Raw genomic sequence first — 15161 nt, forward strand, 5'->3', positions numbered from 1 at the left:
CATTCTCCTTATCCTACTGTTATATTTTCCATCGGATATTTTAAAGTACTGATATCCTTATGTGAAAATGCCGCATATATAATAGTTAAGCCGCCGACTCTGCCAAAAAACATAAGCAATATCAGCACAAATCTTGATACTGCTGAAAGAGTCGGGGTAATACCCAATGTAAGTCCAACCGTTCCAATTGCCGAAAAAGTCTCAAACATGCTGGTCTGCATTGGAATACCATCTGAAATACTGATAATAATTGCAGACAGCATTGCGAAGGAAGCATACATAAATAAAATGGTGGATGCATTTTTTACAATGCCATCATCTATCCTTCTCCCATAATAATTTGCATTCTGTCTTTTTCGAAATACAGCTATAGAATTTGCAAAGAGTACTGCAATAGTAGTTGTTTTCATTCCTCCGGCAGTAGATCCCGGCGAACCGCCAATCAGCATCAGCAACATCATCACACTTCTGCCCGCATCAGACATACGATTAAGATCAGCTGTATTAAACCCCGCAGTTCTTGGTGTAATTGCCTGAAATACAGACATACAGATGCGATCTTTTAAAGGTTCATTTGCAAAATCTAAAAAGAAGAAAAATACTGCTGGCACAGCAATCAGAATTGCCGTTGTAACTAATATCACTTTTGTCTGCATACTGTATTCTTTGAAATGATTTTTCTTTGTGGCAATGTCTTTCCAGGTGAGAAATCCTATCCCACCTATCATAATCAACAAACATATAACTAATGTCACGTAACCATTTCCCGCAAAAGAAGTTAATGAACTATACTGTCCGGTCTGATTTCCCATCAGATCAAAGCCTGCGTTGCAAAACGCCGAAACAGAATGAAAAACCGCCATCCAGATTCCTTTTACTCCGTACTTCGCCATAAATACAGGCAGTAACAATAATGCCCCTATCCCTTCAATGGCAAAAGATGCAAAAAAAATAAATCGTGTCAGTTTTACAATACCACCCACCTGAGGTGCTGACAGGGCATTCTGCATAGTCTGCCGCTGCATCAGACTAATTTTTCTTCCCGCTAACATGGACAAAAATGAAGCCACTGATATAACTCCCAACCCACCAATCTGTATCATAATCAATATAATAAGCTGTCCAAAACAGGACCAATAAGACGCTGTATCAAATACAATCAATCCCGTTACACATACAGCCGATGTGGCTGTAAACAAAGTCTTACTAAAAGGCGTTACCACTCCGTTTTGGGTTGATATCGGAAGCTTCAGTAACAATGCGCCCAACAATATCACACCAGCGAACCCTAAAATGATAATCTGGAAAGATGATAACTTATTCTGAAACCAAATATGTTTAGACAAACAAAATCACTCCTCATATTTTTCATTTCCTGCATTGTAAACCGAATACTTTTAAGGCGGGATTAAGCATTATAAGATGGTATAAAGATTTTATAAAGATGCATAAAAAAGGAACCTGACAAATATATTCAGATTCCTTGTTTCCATCCATTTATTTCTACTCTACTATCTAGCGTCTGCTGATTAAGCAGATATCCGCAGCTTCCAACCCTTGCATCTGTTCCGGTCATACCAGAAGCGGAATAAATGCCAAAGTGCACAAAGTAATATAACTTTCCATATTTACCGATACCAATCTGAAATTGACCTTATGCTGTAACTTTACTTCTGATTCCAAACTGTGCCTCCTGATATGACTACATTAATTTATATCCACCATCAATCCTGATGACCTCACCATCAATAAATTCTGCGTCATCACCTGCCAGAAATGCCACAAGTTTTGCCACTTCTTCCGGTTTTGCCATACGTCCCTTACATGTCTTAGAGGTCTGATAATCAAGAAGCTCCTGCGGTAATTCCTTATTCATATCTGTTGCCACCCAGCCCGGACACACACAATTTACATTGACATATGGTTGGAACTGTAAGGAAGAAGTCTTTGTAAGACTGATAAGTCCTGCCTTAGAAGCGTCATATTCTGCACTTTCAGCATTATACGTTGTCATAACATCTATCGTTGCTATATTGACAATCTTTCCATACTTGTTCTCTGCCATCTTTGGAGCAAGAATCTGTGTAAGAAGAAACGGTGCATACAGATTTACATGCATAGACTGTTCAAATCCCTCTATTGTCTTCTTTTCAAAGTCGTCATATAAAGCAATTCCTGCATTGTTGACGAGCACATCTACTTTTCCAAATACTTCTAAAGCCTTTGACGCCAGCTCTCTTACCTCATCTTCTTTAGACAGATCCGCCTTTATCACAGCGGTTCTGACACCATATTTTTCTTCTATGTCCTTACTGATGTTTTCAGCAGCCTCTTTACTGTTCACATAATGAACGATCACATCATATCCTCTTGATGCGAATTCATAGACTTCTGCCTTACCCATTCCTCTGCTCGATCCTGTAATCATTGCTACTCTGTTCATTGTTCTTCTCCTTCATAGTATTATTTCAGATTATCCATTTTGGGACTATTTACTTATAAAAAACGATTTTACTCGTTTTTCATGGCACTACTGCAACTGCGGATATACATTCTTGTGAGGTCGAGCAGTGCATCTCTTTGTTCCCCTGTCAGACCACTCATCGCCTTATCCTCACATTCCCTGACCTTATCAATAATCTTAGCTGCATTCTCCATTCCTATTTCCGTGAAATTCACTGTCTTATTGCGACGGTCTTCTGGCATTTCTTCCAATCTTACCCAGTCATTCTTCAAAAATGATGTTATTACAGCATTTACCGTCTGCTTTGGAAGAAAACAGTCTTCTGCCAGTTCCTTCTGTGTACGTCCCGGATTGCTGTATATTGCACTTAGAACAGAAAGACTTGTATAGGATAATCCTGCTGACTTCGCATATTCTTCATATGAAGCATTCCATTCATGTAAAAGATTACAATATTGCGCTATCTGTGCCCTAATGCCTGCTTCCATATCGCACCTCCTAATAGTCCATTTTATGTCAGTCTATCTTCGGACTAATATTAGTATAATAGTTTCCTTGTAGTTGTCAAGTGCAAAATACACTGGAGAAATATCATCCATTTGAATTGAAATTTGAAAAATTACTTCCCAATAAAAACGGGCAGAAGAAAACCTCCAAATCTGTTGTGGACTTGGAGGCTTGATTCTGACCATTTACTTCTACTCTACTATCTATAATTTGAAAGATGATAGATATTTGTTTTTTGCATTATATTACGCCAGTTCATAATATCCTTCAAAATACGGAGAACATACACTGTCTGGTTTTTGTTATTTATAATATAAAACAATAAATATGACTGGTATGTCTTTTTATGTATGATATATCCCCTGTACTTTATCCCTGAATCAGCAAATTTTAATGGGAAGTCACCCATATTATTGACTTCACTATTCAAATTTTTATATAACTCATTTGCAGCTCCCGGATTACATAAATCAACATAAATATACTTAACTAAATCAAATACATCATCCATTGCTTCATCTGTGATCAGTACTCTATAACTCACTTTTCATCCTATCTCTGATAATCTGAAATGCGTCATCAATGGTATGAAGCCTCCCTGCTTCCATATCATCAATTCCTTTATCGAGATAAGAAAATAATGTTTCCCTTGCTGTTCTATCTTCTACTGTATTCATGTCTTTTACCACAGCTTTCATGTAAAACATCTCCTTTCCTTTAATCTCAATCCTATTATAACCGTCTTTCATATAAAAGTATAGGTCATTCGTAAATACATTTCTCTATTTTATGTCAACCATTTACTTAGAAAGTAACACAATTACTTCACAATGCACCGTCATCGGGAACAGATCGACCGGCTGGATCCGCTCCGTGCGATAACCGTTTGCGGTCAGATAGTCCAAATCTCTGGCAAGCGACTGTGGACCGCAGGAAATGTACACGATGCGGTTTGGTGCCAGCCTGCAGACAGAAGATAAGAATGCCTCATTACTGCCACTGCGTGGCGGATCCATGATGACAACATCTGCCTTTTCTCCCTCCTGCGCCATTTCTACCATGTATTCGCCTGCATCGGCGCAGGCAAATTCGATATTTTTGCATTGGTTGTGCTTTGCATTTTCTCTGGCATCCTTGACAGCTTCTCTGTTCAGCTCGATTCCCAGCACAGAGCCAGCCTGTCTGGAGGCGATCAGACCGATCGTTCCGATCCCGCAATATGCGTCGATCACTTTATCTTTTTTCGTCAGCTTTGCCAGCTTCAGCGCTTCCCTGTACAAAATTTCCGTCTGCACCGGATTGACCTGATAGAATGACTGTGGTGACAGGTGGAATCTGACACCGCACAAACTGTCATAGATAAAGCCCGGTCCATACAGCACAATATCCCGCTGTCCCAGCACCATGGTCGTTTTCTTGTCGTTGACATTCAGTACAATCGTTGTGATCTCCGGATGCAGCTTTAAGAGTGCCTTTGCAAAATTGTTTTTGGATGGCAGGATTGGAGAACGCAGCACGAGGATCACCATGATCTCTCCTGTTGTATGCGAAACACGCACCATAATATGACGGAGCAGTCCTCTGTCCGAATCTTCATCATACGTTTTGATCTTAAAGGATTTTAAAAGTCCGCGGATCGACTGGATGATCGCATCTGCTTTTTCGTTTTCGATCAGGCACTGATCGACACGTACCAGTCTGTGTGATTTTTCCTGATAGACTCCCGCAATCGGCTCTCCCTTTTCATACCCCATAACCGCATGTACCTTATGGCGATAATGCAGCGGATCTTCCATACCGATGATCGGACTGACTCTCGCAAATTTGCCAAGTAGTGCCTTCAGCTCTTTCTGCTTCTTTTCCAGCTGCTTTTCATAAGGCATATCAATAAACTGGCAGCCACCGCATTTTTTTGCATAAGGGCACCGGCTCTTCTGCACTGCCTTTTTATTTTCATCCTGTTTATATTTTGTACGATATTCTTTCTTGTATCTCTCGTTCTTTTCCTGCATAACTTTCCTTTCCGTTTCTCACAGTTCATCCCCAAACATTGGGATAAAGCTTTCCTTCGCCGTATCTCCCTCTTGTATAAATGCATTTTCCACACCCAGGGAAATGGCGTAATCCACAAGCCTGTCATACTCTCTTTTTGTGACCTTACGAATTAGCTCTGGGTAATTTTCTAATGCAGTTACCGGTGTATACTGATTCATCAGACTGATATAAATCTTATCTCCATATGTTTCATATAAATACTGGACGATCTGCTTTGCTTCTCTGACCTTTCCGGGCAAAAGCAGATGTCTGACGATCACGCCCTTCTGTATCTTACCATATGCATCAAATACACATGCGCCGGTCTGCTGCACCATTTCCGCTACCGCAGCCTTTACCACATTGGGATAATCCGCCGCATGGGAATAACGCTGTGCTGTTTCCGGCTGTATGTATTTAAAATCCGGCAGATACACATCGATCAATCCTTCCAGCTCCCGCAGCGATTCCACTGTTTCATAACCGCTGCAGTTATAGATAAAAGGAAGAGAAAAACCTTCCTTTTTTACTTTTTGGATTGCCCAAACGATCTGCGGCAGATAATGATCCGGTGTGACCAGATTGATATTGTTTGCGCCCTGCTCCTGTAACCGGTAAAAAAGCTCTGTCAGATGTTCTTTTGTGATCTCCTGCCCCATCTGCCCATTCGAGATCTGAAAATTCTGACAGTACACACAATGAAGGGAGCAGCCTGCAAAAAAGACTGCCCCCGATCCTTCTTTTGCTGAAATACAGGGTTCCTCCCACATATGCAAAGCTGCGCGGCTGACCATTAACCGGTCACTGCTCTGGCATACGCCCTTCTGCCTGCTCCGGTCAACACGGCAGTTCCGTGGGCAAAGCGTGCACGACTGATATTGTTTCATATGATCTTTCAACTGTCCCCACTTCGTGGAGCCCTCCTTTTTCGGTGCAGACGCATTTTTATGCGAACTTCGTTCGCGGCGTCTGCGTAGGTGGTAAGGGATCCTCCCACTTCGTGGGCCCTCCTTCTTCGGTGCAGACGCATTTTTATGCAAACTTCGTTCGCGGCGTCTGCGTAGGTGGTAAGGGATCCTCCCACTTCGTGGAGCCCTCCTTTTTCGGTGCAGACGCATTTTTATGCGAACTTCGTTCGCGGCGTCTGCGTAGGTGGTAAGGGATCCTCCCACTTCGTGGGGCCCTCCTTACCACGTATTATACAACATTAGTTTCTATTTTAACAGTAGCATATGTTTTCATGCACACAGGAGATCATCTGATCTTCTTTTCGGTCATAATAATAAACATGATCTGCCAGGACTTCTTTCGGATCCACCTGTGTATGGTTGACTTCTGCGACCATATCGTTTAAATTGCTGCCTTCTGTTCCGCTTTCCGGAACAAGGATCACCTCATGGATGCTGCTTGGGATCACATACAGATTTTTCCGGATCGTTTCGGCAAAATTCCGGATCACGCCAGGATATGCCATTGTTGCTGCTCCGTTCATTTTGATCGGATTGGACATGATATACATTGGGATCTCATTCTCAAACAGCGGCTCCTCCAGTTGTCTGCCCTTCATCATTTCCCTCACAACATCCTGCATTCTGCGGATCGTCGCAGGCAGAAGCCTTGGTGTATTTTCCAGTGCCTGTCTGAACAGCTCTTCTTTCGCGATCTGCCACATCGTCAGATGAGAATTGTGGATCAGTATTGTCGCATGATGAAACGGCATATCATCCAGCAGATAATAAAATACCATAGAAAGATCCATGTAAGATAAAGAAGGCACTTCCTTTAATAACTCTTCGTTTTTCTCACGGTTGATGAGCTTATATACAATATGTCTCTTGGCATTGTCAAAAGACAGGAAAAAGGAAATATCCATACTTTTGTATGTCTTGCATCGTTCCAGTTCTTCCATTACCTCATTTGCCAGAGCAGGCAGCGGTTCACCCTGCAGGAACCTGTCATAATATTCCCGCATATAAACAGTCGGGGAAATATTCACACCCTTTTCGATCAGTGTGATCCCTTCTTCCTGTATCCCATTATTTTTCCATATGGAATGCGACTGTACCTTTTTTGTCTCTGTATTCACTTTGCTTTTGATAAGGGTAACCATTTGATTTGTAAATTCTGTGATTTGCATATTTTCCTCCTGAGATTTGAATAGTAGATGCCCTGAATGGCATCTGATGATTAGTTTTTTAGTTTTGTGGTACAGAGACGAGATACGCTCTGCGAATCTCGCTCTGATTAGCGGTCGTCAAATGCACCGCATAAATGCGTGCATTTTCCTCGTCGCCATAACAAAAAAGGCAATGGATCGATCAAATCCATTGCCTTTAAAGCTTGTCTAGTCTTTATAAACAGAATGATTATACACGGGAGAGATATTCCCCTGTACGTGTATCAATCTTGATAATATCATGCTGATTTACGAATAACGGTACAGATACAGTAGCACCTGTCTCAACTGTTGCAGGCTTTGTAGCACCTGTAGCAGTATCACCCTTAAAGCCCGGCTCTGTCTCAGTGATCTCAAGCTCAACAAATAAAGGTGGCTCTACTGCAAAGATATTACCGTTGTGAGATAACATCTTAACCATTTCATTTTCTTTTACAAACTTCATTGCATCGCCGACTGCATCTTTGTTTAATGCGATCTGCTCATAGTTTTCTGTATCCATGAAGTTGTATAAATCACCATCTGCGTATAAATACTGCATTTCTTTTCTGTCAATACGTGCCTGAGGGCATTTTTCAGTAGGTCTGAATGTCTTTTCTACGACGCCACCACTCTTGATGTTTTTCAGCTTTGTACGTACGAAAGCAGCTCCTTTACCTGGTTTAACATGCTGGAATTCAATAATCTGATAAATATTGCCTTCCAGTTCAATGGTAACACCATTTCTGAAATCACCTGCAGAAATCATAATCTATTCCTCCTAAAATTTTCACGTCATAATTCTATACTAGTTTATACTAAATTTTCACATTTTTCAACTACTTTTTTTCAATAAGCCAAAGTATTTTGTTTTCTGTTTGTTTCTGTCCGGATCTGTGCTAAAATAGGTTTGCTTTCAAAAACGGCTATTTTATTGTACAGAGGTAGCACATATGTCTCTTATTCATAAACCGGAACATATAGAGCCCGCATCTTCCGCGGCTCTTTCCGCCATCAAAACAGAAATGCTTACACTGATCTGCCATATCAGTCACACAGAGCTTTTGCAGCTTTGCCGGACAAATAAACTGGATGCAAAGCAATTACAGCTTTGCCAGCAGCTTGCCAGACATCTGTCTTCCTGCCCGGTCCATGTCTATTACAAACCGCTTTGCAGCACACAGATTCTGACTGCCATGACACTTGGCACGCAGACCGATACCTGGCTTAGCGAAACAGGAAAAAAGGATCTGCTGAATGCCTATCTTGCCGACCAGCTCTGCTGGCAGCTTCTGGAAAACGGTTATCAGCGATGGGGCGAAGCTCTTAAACAGCTGACCGGCCAGGTCATGACCGGTATGCAGTTTATCGGAAACGATGATCCTGCTGAGCTTGCCTCTTATCTGAAGCTGCTCTCTCAGCCTGAAATCCGGATATTGCCCGGTGGCTGTATGCAGCCCCTGAAAACTGTTTTGTTCCTCGCCGACCTGGCACCGGACAACGCAGACAATAAAGAGCCTGCAACAGTGAGAACATGTGCAAACTGCCCGCATCCATGCGCTTACCGAAAAAGCAGCTTATAATACCTCCCGGATTGGCCGGATCAGGATACGCAGGATACTGTAAATGATCTTTTGCGTGCCTGACATTTCTTTTTTTTCATAAAGACTTCCTGTCTGTGCTGCCTTACCGGCTTTTTCATAGACACTCTTCTCCTGATAGATGGCTGCCTGTTCCCTGAGTTGTCTGTTCAGTTCTTTACTTTTCACAAGCAGCATCAGTTCTGTATCCAGATACGTACTGCGCAGATCCAGGTTATAAGAGCCGACAATACTTGTCTCATCATCGATCAGCACGGTTTTCGTATGCAGGGACTGGCCCGCCATACAGGCATATACGCCCGCTCCCGTCTTCAGAATATGCCCTCTCTCATTCAGATAATCCGTACAGCCCCATGGATTGGCTCCGCTTTCCACTGCATTCGTTATAATATTGATCTGTTTCCCGGCATTACAAAGTGCTGTCAGATCTTCATACATCCCTTTATCACAGATGATATAAGGCGTCTGGATCAGAATATCTTCTCCCTTTTCCATTTCCTGACAGATCCGCTGATAGACTACCGGTACTTTCTCATCCGCATATAACGGATTATGCAGGAACTGAATGGATTCTACCCGGATCAGATCCTGTGTCAAAAGCGTTTCGGTATCTGAAAAGGCTTCCGGATATGTCGTCTGCAGTTCCTTATAATGCTCCCGCAGCAGTGCAAGTCCTTCTTTTGTCTTTTGCGTTTCCTTTTTGCGGAATATTTTCTGGTCTGGCTGTGCCCAGATTTTCTCAAAATATGCCTTGATATCCTGCAGGGAATTCTGTTCTTTTTCCTGCATAGCGTCCGATGCAGTTGTTATTGCCTCTTCCAGCACATACAGATCCCTGTCTATATTATACGTATCTCTGTAAGCTCCCAGAAACAGGTTATTGCTGTTTCTGCCGCCTAAAATATAAGCCGTATCGTCCGCGATCAGATACTTGTCATGCATTCTGTAATTAAGCTTCCACAGCTTTGTCAGCCGGATCGGATTATAAAATCTGATCTCGATATTCTGATGCGTGGAAAACGCACCAAACAGATCACTTCTTTCCAGCTTCAGCCATGCATTGATACCATCCACCATCAGCCGGACATGCACACCACGATCCGCTGCCTGCAGCAGGGCAGCCATCAGATCCTGTCCGCTTTCTCCGTCACTCATGTCAAAAGTTGTCATGATCAGCTCGTGCTGTGCACTTTCAATCAGTGCCAGTCTGTAAACAAGTGCCTGCGTATTATCGTCCAGGCAGTGTATTGCTGCGCTTTGGTCTATTGTCTCTTTTGCAGTCTGCTCAGTCGTCTTACTTTTCTGTTTTAACACATGTCTTTTAGTTAGCAGTGGGTAACATATCAGGCTGCCGATCATATATAACAGTATAAAGATAAGCAGAAAGATGGGGAGTCTCTTCCCCATCTTCCTAATGCATTTCTGTCGTTTCTTTTGCTTCATCATTTTTACATTCTTTCCGGTGCATCAAAGCCCAAAAGATCAATACAGGTTTCCAGAATTTCCTTCGTCAGCTTCAGAAGTGCAATATAACCTGCCTTCTTATCAGCATCCTCTTCCGTCAGGATCTTTGTCTCATGATAGAAATGGTTGAACGCATTTGCCATTTCGTAAATGTAGGCACAGATCTTATGCGGTGCCAGTTCTTCATAAGCATTTCTGACCATGGCAGGGAATCTGCCGATCACCATCATCAGATCCTTTTCATCCTTATTGACAGGCACTTTGATGTTTGCTTCTTCCAGATTGCCGCCTGCCTGCACATACTTATTTAAGATAGACTTGATACGCACGATCGTGTACAGGATATATGGGCCTGTGTCTCCTTCAAAAGAAGTAAATCTGTCAATATCAAAAATATAATCCTTACTTGCCTGGTTGGAAAGATCTCCGTATTTGATCGCTGCAAGTGCTACCGTCTTTGCAGTCTGTCTTGCTTCCTGCTCTTCCACTTCATGGTTTTCCGTGATCTTTTCAAACATCTTCTCGTTGATCTGGCTGATCAGATTTTCAAGACGCATCACACCGCCTTCACGTGTTTTGAATGCATGACCGTCTTTTCCGTTTACGGTACCAAATCCCAGGAATACAAGATCCAGGTCATCACGGACGATCTTTGTCTTTCTCGCGCAGCGGAATACCTGTTCAAAGTAAAGCGCCTGTCTTTTATCCACGACATAAATCACCTGATCCGGATCGATCTCTTTACGGCGCATCATCAGTGTTGCAAGGTCAGTTGTATTGTACAGGGAAGCGCCGTCTGATTTTAAGATCATACAAGGCGGGATTTCCTTTGTATCGGTATCTTCTTTGACGTCTACCACAAGTGCGCCGTCCGACTCATGCGCATAGCCTTCTTTTTTCATATAGTCTACCATGCCCGGAATGATATCATGCACAGTAGATTCCCCATTCCAGAGATCAAAATGGACATTTAAGTTGTTGTAATTCTTTTTCAGATCGCTGACAGACACTGCAATAATATGGTTCCAGAGAGCTCGATAACCGCGCACACCGTTTTGCAGCTTTTTCGTTGCTTCCATTGCTTTTTCTTTATAGGCAGGATCTTCCTTGGATTTGCCGCTGGCTGTCGGATAGATCTCTTCCAGCTCAGAGATCGTAAACGGTGCTTCTTTTGGATATTCTCCTGTATAAGTATCGTCAAAATAAACCAGTTCCGGCTTTCTTTCCTGCAGTTCTGTGATGATCAGACCCATCTGGAGCCCCCAGTCACCCATATGGATATCACCGGTCACGTCATGTCCCATATAACGCGCAATACGCTTTACGCTTTCTCCGATCACGGCTGAACGCAGATGTCCGACATGAAGCGGTTTTGCCACGTTCGGTCCGCCGTAATCGATCACGATCTTTTTGATCTTTTCCGGCTTTTCCAGACCAAACTTGTCTGCTTCCTCCATCTGCTGCAGATAAGAAGCAAGAAACTCCGGTGCGATATCACAGTTCAGAAAGCCGGGCATAACAGCCTCAACCCTGGAAAATACCTTGCTGTCAGCTAAAACTTCCGCCACTGCGTTTGCGATCATGATCGGTGCTTTCTTAAACTGCTTTGTCAGTGCCATGGCACCGTTACACTGCAGCTCGCACAGATCCGGCCGGTTGGAAACATTCACCTTTCCGTATTCTGCCGGATAACCGGCTTTTTCAAATGCCTGTTTCATTTCTTCCGAAACAATCTCTAAAAATTCTTTCATTTTAATTCCTCCAGTTGTTCCTTTTCTTTTTCCTGCTTTTCTCTCTCCCGCTGTAATTTAGAATATACACAGCCACAATAGTCCTGTCTGTACAGGTTATATTCCTTCGACAGTCTGATAGAAGTCAGATAGCCGTTTTTCTTCTTAAAATCCGAGAAAAGATACGGAACCTCAAATTCCTGCTGCAGCTCCTGTCCGATCTCATTTAATTTATCCGCCCGTTTCAGTGGTGAAATGGAAAGTGTAGTCGTAAAATAATCAAACTGCTTTTCCTTTGCCAGCTTTGCCGTTTCCAGAAGGCGCAGCCTGTAACAACGGAAACACCTCTCGCTGCCTTCCGCACAATCCTCATACCCACGGACAGTTTCATAAAAACGCTGCGGCTCATAGTTTCCTTCGATCACATCGATCGGATACAGCGTCTCCGGCTGTTCATTCAGCAGTGAGATCAGCCGCTTCTGCTCCGCAACCCGTTTCCGGTATTCTTCCTGCTCCGAGATATTGGGATTATAATAAAAAACCGTGATTGTAAAATATTTTGACAGATAAGTCAGCACATAGCTGCTGCATGGTGCGCAGCAGCTATGTAATAGAAGCCGTTTTCCCTTGATCTGATCTTCTAAGAGCAATTCATCCAAAAGTTTCTGATAATTAATCTTTCCCTGCATCCTTACTCTTTCTCTCTTCCCGCATCAGAACCTTCTGCTCTTCTGTTGACAGCCTCGGTCCTTTTGTCTGTGGTGTCCTTCTCTCCTGCGTCGGCTTTTCCACATAGTTTTTCTTGAACTTTTCTACCGCGCTGAGTGCAGACTGTGCTTTCACAGCCTCTGCTTCTTTCAGAAGCCTTTCCTCCCGCTGCGCAGCCTCTGTTTCATACAGATCATCATAATATTTTTTGCCGTCCTGCATAGATTTACAGTAGGTCGTGATAAACTCTTCCATTGGCATCGGCTTTGCAAAGTAGTAGCCCTGTACATAACAGCAGCCGAGCTGCTTCAGCAGATCTACCTGATCCTTTGTCTCAACGCCTTCGCAAAGAACACGGATGCCCAGTCCTTCCGCCATTTCAATGATCTTTCTGAGGATCAGGATACTGGAGCTTGAAGTAATGGATTCACTGAAAAACTCACGGTCGATCTTAATGACATCAAACGGTACATCCTTCAACATGTTCAGGGAAGAATATCCACTGCCGAAGTCATCCATGGAAAGCTGTACATCCTGCTTCTTTAAGAGATTCATCGTTGTGATCATCGTTTCTCTTTCATCCTGGAATACCGTTTCCGTGATCTCCAGCTCGATATAGCCGTTCGGGATCCGGTAACGCTTTAGGATCTTCTTGATCTGATCCACATAATTCGGATTATGCAGAAGCAGTCGGCTCTGGTTGACAGAAATCGGAAAGATCGTAAAACCGGAATCGATCAGCACACGCAGTCTCTTGCAGACTTCTTCAAGCATATACAGATCCAGTTTTTCGACAAAACCGTTTTTCTCAAAGACCGGAATAAATTCATCCGGGAATACTCTGGTACCATCCGCCTTGATCCAGCGCACGAGTGCTTCGCCGCCATAGATCCTGTCATGGACAATGTCCCATTTCGGTTGGATAAATACCTGAAATTCTTTATTTTTGATCGCTGCTTCCATTTCGGACTCGATCTGATCCACCTTGTACATCTGATTAACGATCTTGTCACTGTACATGGCAACCATTGTTTTTTCGTCCCCACTTAAGGACTTCCGTGCAGCATTGGCACGGTCAATAATAATATTAACATCCGTATCATCTTTTCTGACCGGATAAATACCTCTTTTCAGACGGATTGGGAACATGATCGCCAGATCTTCACGCGCTCTTTCGTTGATCGACTGGATCATATCTTCACATTTGGCTTCAAATTCCTGGTCATTTCTTGCCAGGAGTACAAACTGATCCGCATTCATACGGGTACAGATCTCAATTCCGTTAAAATACTTTTCGCTTTCTTCTATCACGACTCTCAGAAGGCCGTCTGCTCTTGCGTGACCGTATGCTTCATTGATATAACGGAAGTTGGAAATATCAAACCGTACAACAAGATATGGGATATTGGAGTTTTCCCAGATCACTCTCGCCGCCACATCCCGGAAATAATTATCATTCTTACCGCCCGTGATCGTATCCTCATAGGCCAGTGCCGATATCATGTCATTGGAATGTTTTGTTGTTCCCCAGATATACAGGAACATGACAAACATCATAAATATAATTGCCAGACAGGTCAGAAGCGTCCGGAAAATGATCGGCTGGATATCCGCACTGTAAACAGATTCCGGATACACAACTGCCAGGTAAAAATTATTGACAACAGGGATTGCTTCTATTTCCAGATAATTGTTTATGCTGTCTTTATCCACAAAAGATGTCTTCTGATACTGCTTCCGGTGCATACTTCTTGCGACATCGCTGATATTTCCTGCCGCATAGCTGTCTCCCGCCCTGCTCCGCAGGTAATTGAAAAATACTTCCACAGGCGATTCTTCTGACAACTCATGATCCTTTTCCTTTTTGGCATAAACAGATCCTTTTGCACCAATGAGGTAAACGTCGCCTTCTTCTCCCAATGTCTGGAAAGAAGAGGACTGCAGCAGATCCCCGATCTCCTGTACGGCGACCAGTTCTCCGAAATGTGCATACCCACGATTGACCGGTACAATGTAAAAGACACAGCCCCTGTACCCATCTTCCGTTTCTATGTTATCCACATAAACCTTGCTTTCGCCGCCAGTGAGCTGTTCCTTGATCTCATCCTCTGTCAGGGCACGTTTCTGGCTGCCCGGCTGATACATGATGTTTTCCGCATTGATATAATAGACACCGGAAAAGGTCTCCATGATGGAATACCTTTCCAGTATCGAGAATATGTTTGCATCCGTCATCGCTCTGCCATCCGCCGTCATCAGTGCAGCAGCCTGCTGCACGATTTCCAGCGTATTATTGGTCTGATCATCAATAAACCTGCTGGCATCGCTGATATTATTTCTTGTTTCTGCCGTCTTCATACGCATAAAACATTTCTGCACATCTACGACATGGGAAAGGCAGACCAGCATACAGATGGACAGGATCACCAATCCCAACAGCAATATGCGAATGATCGGGCGATCATTTTTCTTTTTCCTTCTGTTCTGTTTCATGCTTC

General features: G+C 43.2%; 14 protein-coding genes. 1 reads left to right on the forward strand and 13 read right to left on the reverse strand.

Annotation, left to right across the window (positions count from 1 at the left end):
- Positions 1-8 precede the first annotated feature (8 nt).
- The 9 genes from KQI22_RS01560 to efp form a co-directional block, all read right to left on the reverse strand.
- The gene (locus KQI22_RS01560) at positions 9-1346 is read right to left on the reverse strand and encodes a TrkH family potassium uptake protein (protein ID WP_216550316.1); all 1338 of its coding nucleotides are present in this window, start codon (positions 1344-1346) and stop codon (positions 9-11) included.
- Positions 1347-1702: 356 nt separating this feature from the next.
- Positions 1703-2443, reverse strand: a complete 741-nt coding sequence (locus KQI22_RS01565; protein ID WP_216550317.1) for an SDR family NAD(P)-dependent oxidoreductase — start codon at positions 2441-2443, stop codon at positions 1703-1705.
- A 68-nt stretch (positions 2444-2511) separates the two neighbouring features.
- Positions 2512-2952 (reverse strand): MarR family winged helix-turn-helix transcriptional regulator, encoded by a 441-nt coding sequence (locus KQI22_RS01570; RefSeq protein WP_216550318.1) that lies wholly within the window; start codon positions 2950-2952, stop codon positions 2512-2514.
- A gap of 218 nt (positions 2953-3170) precedes the next feature.
- Positions 3171-3515 carry a type II toxin-antitoxin system RelE/ParE family toxin gene (locus KQI22_RS01575; RefSeq protein ID WP_216550319.1) on the reverse strand — a complete coding sequence of 115 codons (345 nt, stop codon included), beginning with the start codon at positions 3513-3515 and terminating at the stop codon, positions 3171-3173.
- On the reverse strand, positions 3505-3720 hold the full coding sequence (locus KQI22_RS01580; protein WP_216550358.1) for a hypothetical protein: 216 nt from the start codon (positions 3718-3720) through the stop codon (positions 3505-3507). The genes KQI22_RS01575 and KQI22_RS01580 overlap by 11 nt, the downstream gene beginning before the upstream one ends.
- 51 nt (positions 3721-3771) lie before the next feature.
- Entirely contained in the window at positions 3772-4983 is a 1212-nt protein-coding gene (gene rlmD, locus KQI22_RS01585; protein WP_216550320.1) for a 23S rRNA (uracil(1939)-C(5))-methyltransferase RlmD, read from the reverse strand.
- A gap of 18 nt (positions 4984-5001) precedes the next feature.
- Positions 5002-5892: a radical SAM protein gene (locus KQI22_RS01590; protein ID WP_216550321.1), complete on the reverse strand. Its 891-nt coding sequence runs from the start codon at positions 5890-5892 to the stop codon at positions 5002-5004.
- Between the two features lie 332 nt (positions 5893-6224).
- Positions 6225-7142, reverse strand: a complete 918-nt coding sequence (locus KQI22_RS01595) for a DUF5688 family protein (RefSeq protein WP_216550322.1) — start codon at positions 7140-7142, stop codon at positions 6225-6227.
- Between the two features lie 229 nt (positions 7143-7371).
- Complete coding sequence (gene efp / locus KQI22_RS01600; protein ID WP_216550323.1) at positions 7372-7929, reverse strand: elongation factor P; 558 nt, start codon at positions 7927-7929, stop codon at positions 7372-7374.
- 184 nt (positions 7930-8113) lie between these two features.
- Between efp and KQI22_RS01605 the strand changes: the two genes are divergently transcribed.
- Positions 8114-8743, forward strand: coding sequence for a hypothetical protein (locus KQI22_RS01605; protein WP_216550324.1), 630 nt, complete (start codon positions 8114-8116; stop codon positions 8741-8743).
- Here KQI22_RS01605 and KQI22_RS01610 read toward each other — a convergent pair.
- The 4 genes from KQI22_RS01610 to KQI22_RS01625 form a co-directional block, all read right to left on the reverse strand.
- The gene (locus tag KQI22_RS01610; protein WP_216550325.1) at positions 8738-10075 is read right to left on the reverse strand and encodes a phospholipase D-like domain-containing protein; all 1338 of its coding nucleotides are present in this window, start codon (positions 10073-10075) and stop codon (positions 8738-8740) included. The genes KQI22_RS01605 and KQI22_RS01610 overlap by 6 nt on opposite strands.
- 134 nt (positions 10076-10209) lie before the next feature.
- Positions 10210-11976, reverse strand: a complete 1767-nt coding sequence (argS, locus tag KQI22_RS01615; RefSeq protein WP_216550326.1) for an arginine--tRNA ligase — start codon at positions 11974-11976, stop codon at positions 10210-10212.
- Complete coding sequence (locus tag KQI22_RS01620) at positions 11973-12644, reverse strand: epoxyqueuosine reductase QueH (protein WP_216550327.1); 672 nt, start codon at positions 12642-12644, stop codon at positions 11973-11975. Before KQI22_RS01620 ends, argS begins: the two co-directional genes overlap by 4 nt.
- Positions 12628-15156 (reverse strand): putative bifunctional diguanylate cyclase/phosphodiesterase, encoded by a 2529-nt coding sequence (locus KQI22_RS01625; protein ID WP_216550328.1) that lies wholly within the window; start codon positions 15154-15156, stop codon positions 12628-12630. Before KQI22_RS01625 ends, KQI22_RS01620 begins: the two co-directional genes overlap by 17 nt.
- Positions 15157-15161: the final 5 nt, after the last annotated feature.

It is taken from the genome of Kineothrix sp. MSJ-39 (assembly GCF_018917935.1).
GTDB lineage: Bacteria > Bacillota > Clostridia > Lachnospirales > Lachnospiraceae > CAG-194.

Excerpts from the sequence above, each read along its gene's own strand:
- KQI22_RS01565 (WP_216550317.1), bottom strand. The coding sequence starts at position 2,443 with ATGAACAGAGTAGCAATGATTACAGGATCGAGCAGAGGAATGGGTAAG.
- KQI22_RS01570 (WP_216550318.1), bottom strand. The coding sequence starts at position 2,952 with ATGGAAGCAGGCATTAGGGCACAGATAGCGCAATATTGTAATCTTTTA.
- KQI22_RS01580 (WP_216550358.1), bottom strand. The coding sequence starts at position 3,720 with ATGAAAGACGGTTATAATAGGATTGAGATTAAAGGAAAGGAGATGTTT.
- rlmD (WP_216550320.1), bottom strand. The coding sequence starts at position 4,983 with ATGCAGGAAAAGAACGAGAGATACAAGAAAGAATATCGTACAAAATAT.
- KQI22_RS01590 (WP_216550321.1), bottom strand. The coding sequence starts at position 5,892 with ATGAAACAATATCAGTCGTGCACGCTTTGCCCACGGAACTGCCGTGTT.
- KQI22_RS01595 (WP_216550322.1), bottom strand. The coding sequence starts at position 7,142 with ATGCAAATCACAGAATTTACAAATCAAATGGTTACCCTTATCAAAAGC.
- efp (WP_216550323.1), bottom strand. The coding sequence starts at position 7,929 with ATGATTTCTGCAGGTGATTTCAGAAATGGTGTTACCATTGAACTGGAA.
- KQI22_RS01605 (WP_216550324.1), top strand. The coding sequence starts at position 8,114 with ATGTCTCTTATTCATAAACCGGAACATATAGAGCCCGCATCTTCCGCG.
- argS (WP_216550326.1), bottom strand. The coding sequence starts at position 11,976 with ATGAAAGAATTTTTAGAGATTGTTTCGGAAGAAATGAAACAGGCATTT.
- KQI22_RS01620 (WP_216550327.1), bottom strand. The coding sequence starts at position 12,644 with ATGCAGGGAAAGATTAATTATCAGAAACTTTTGGATGAATTGCTCTTA.
- KQI22_RS01625 (WP_216550328.1), bottom strand. The coding sequence starts at position 15,156 with ATGAAACAGAACAGAAGGAAAAAGAAAAATGATCGCCCGATCATTCGC.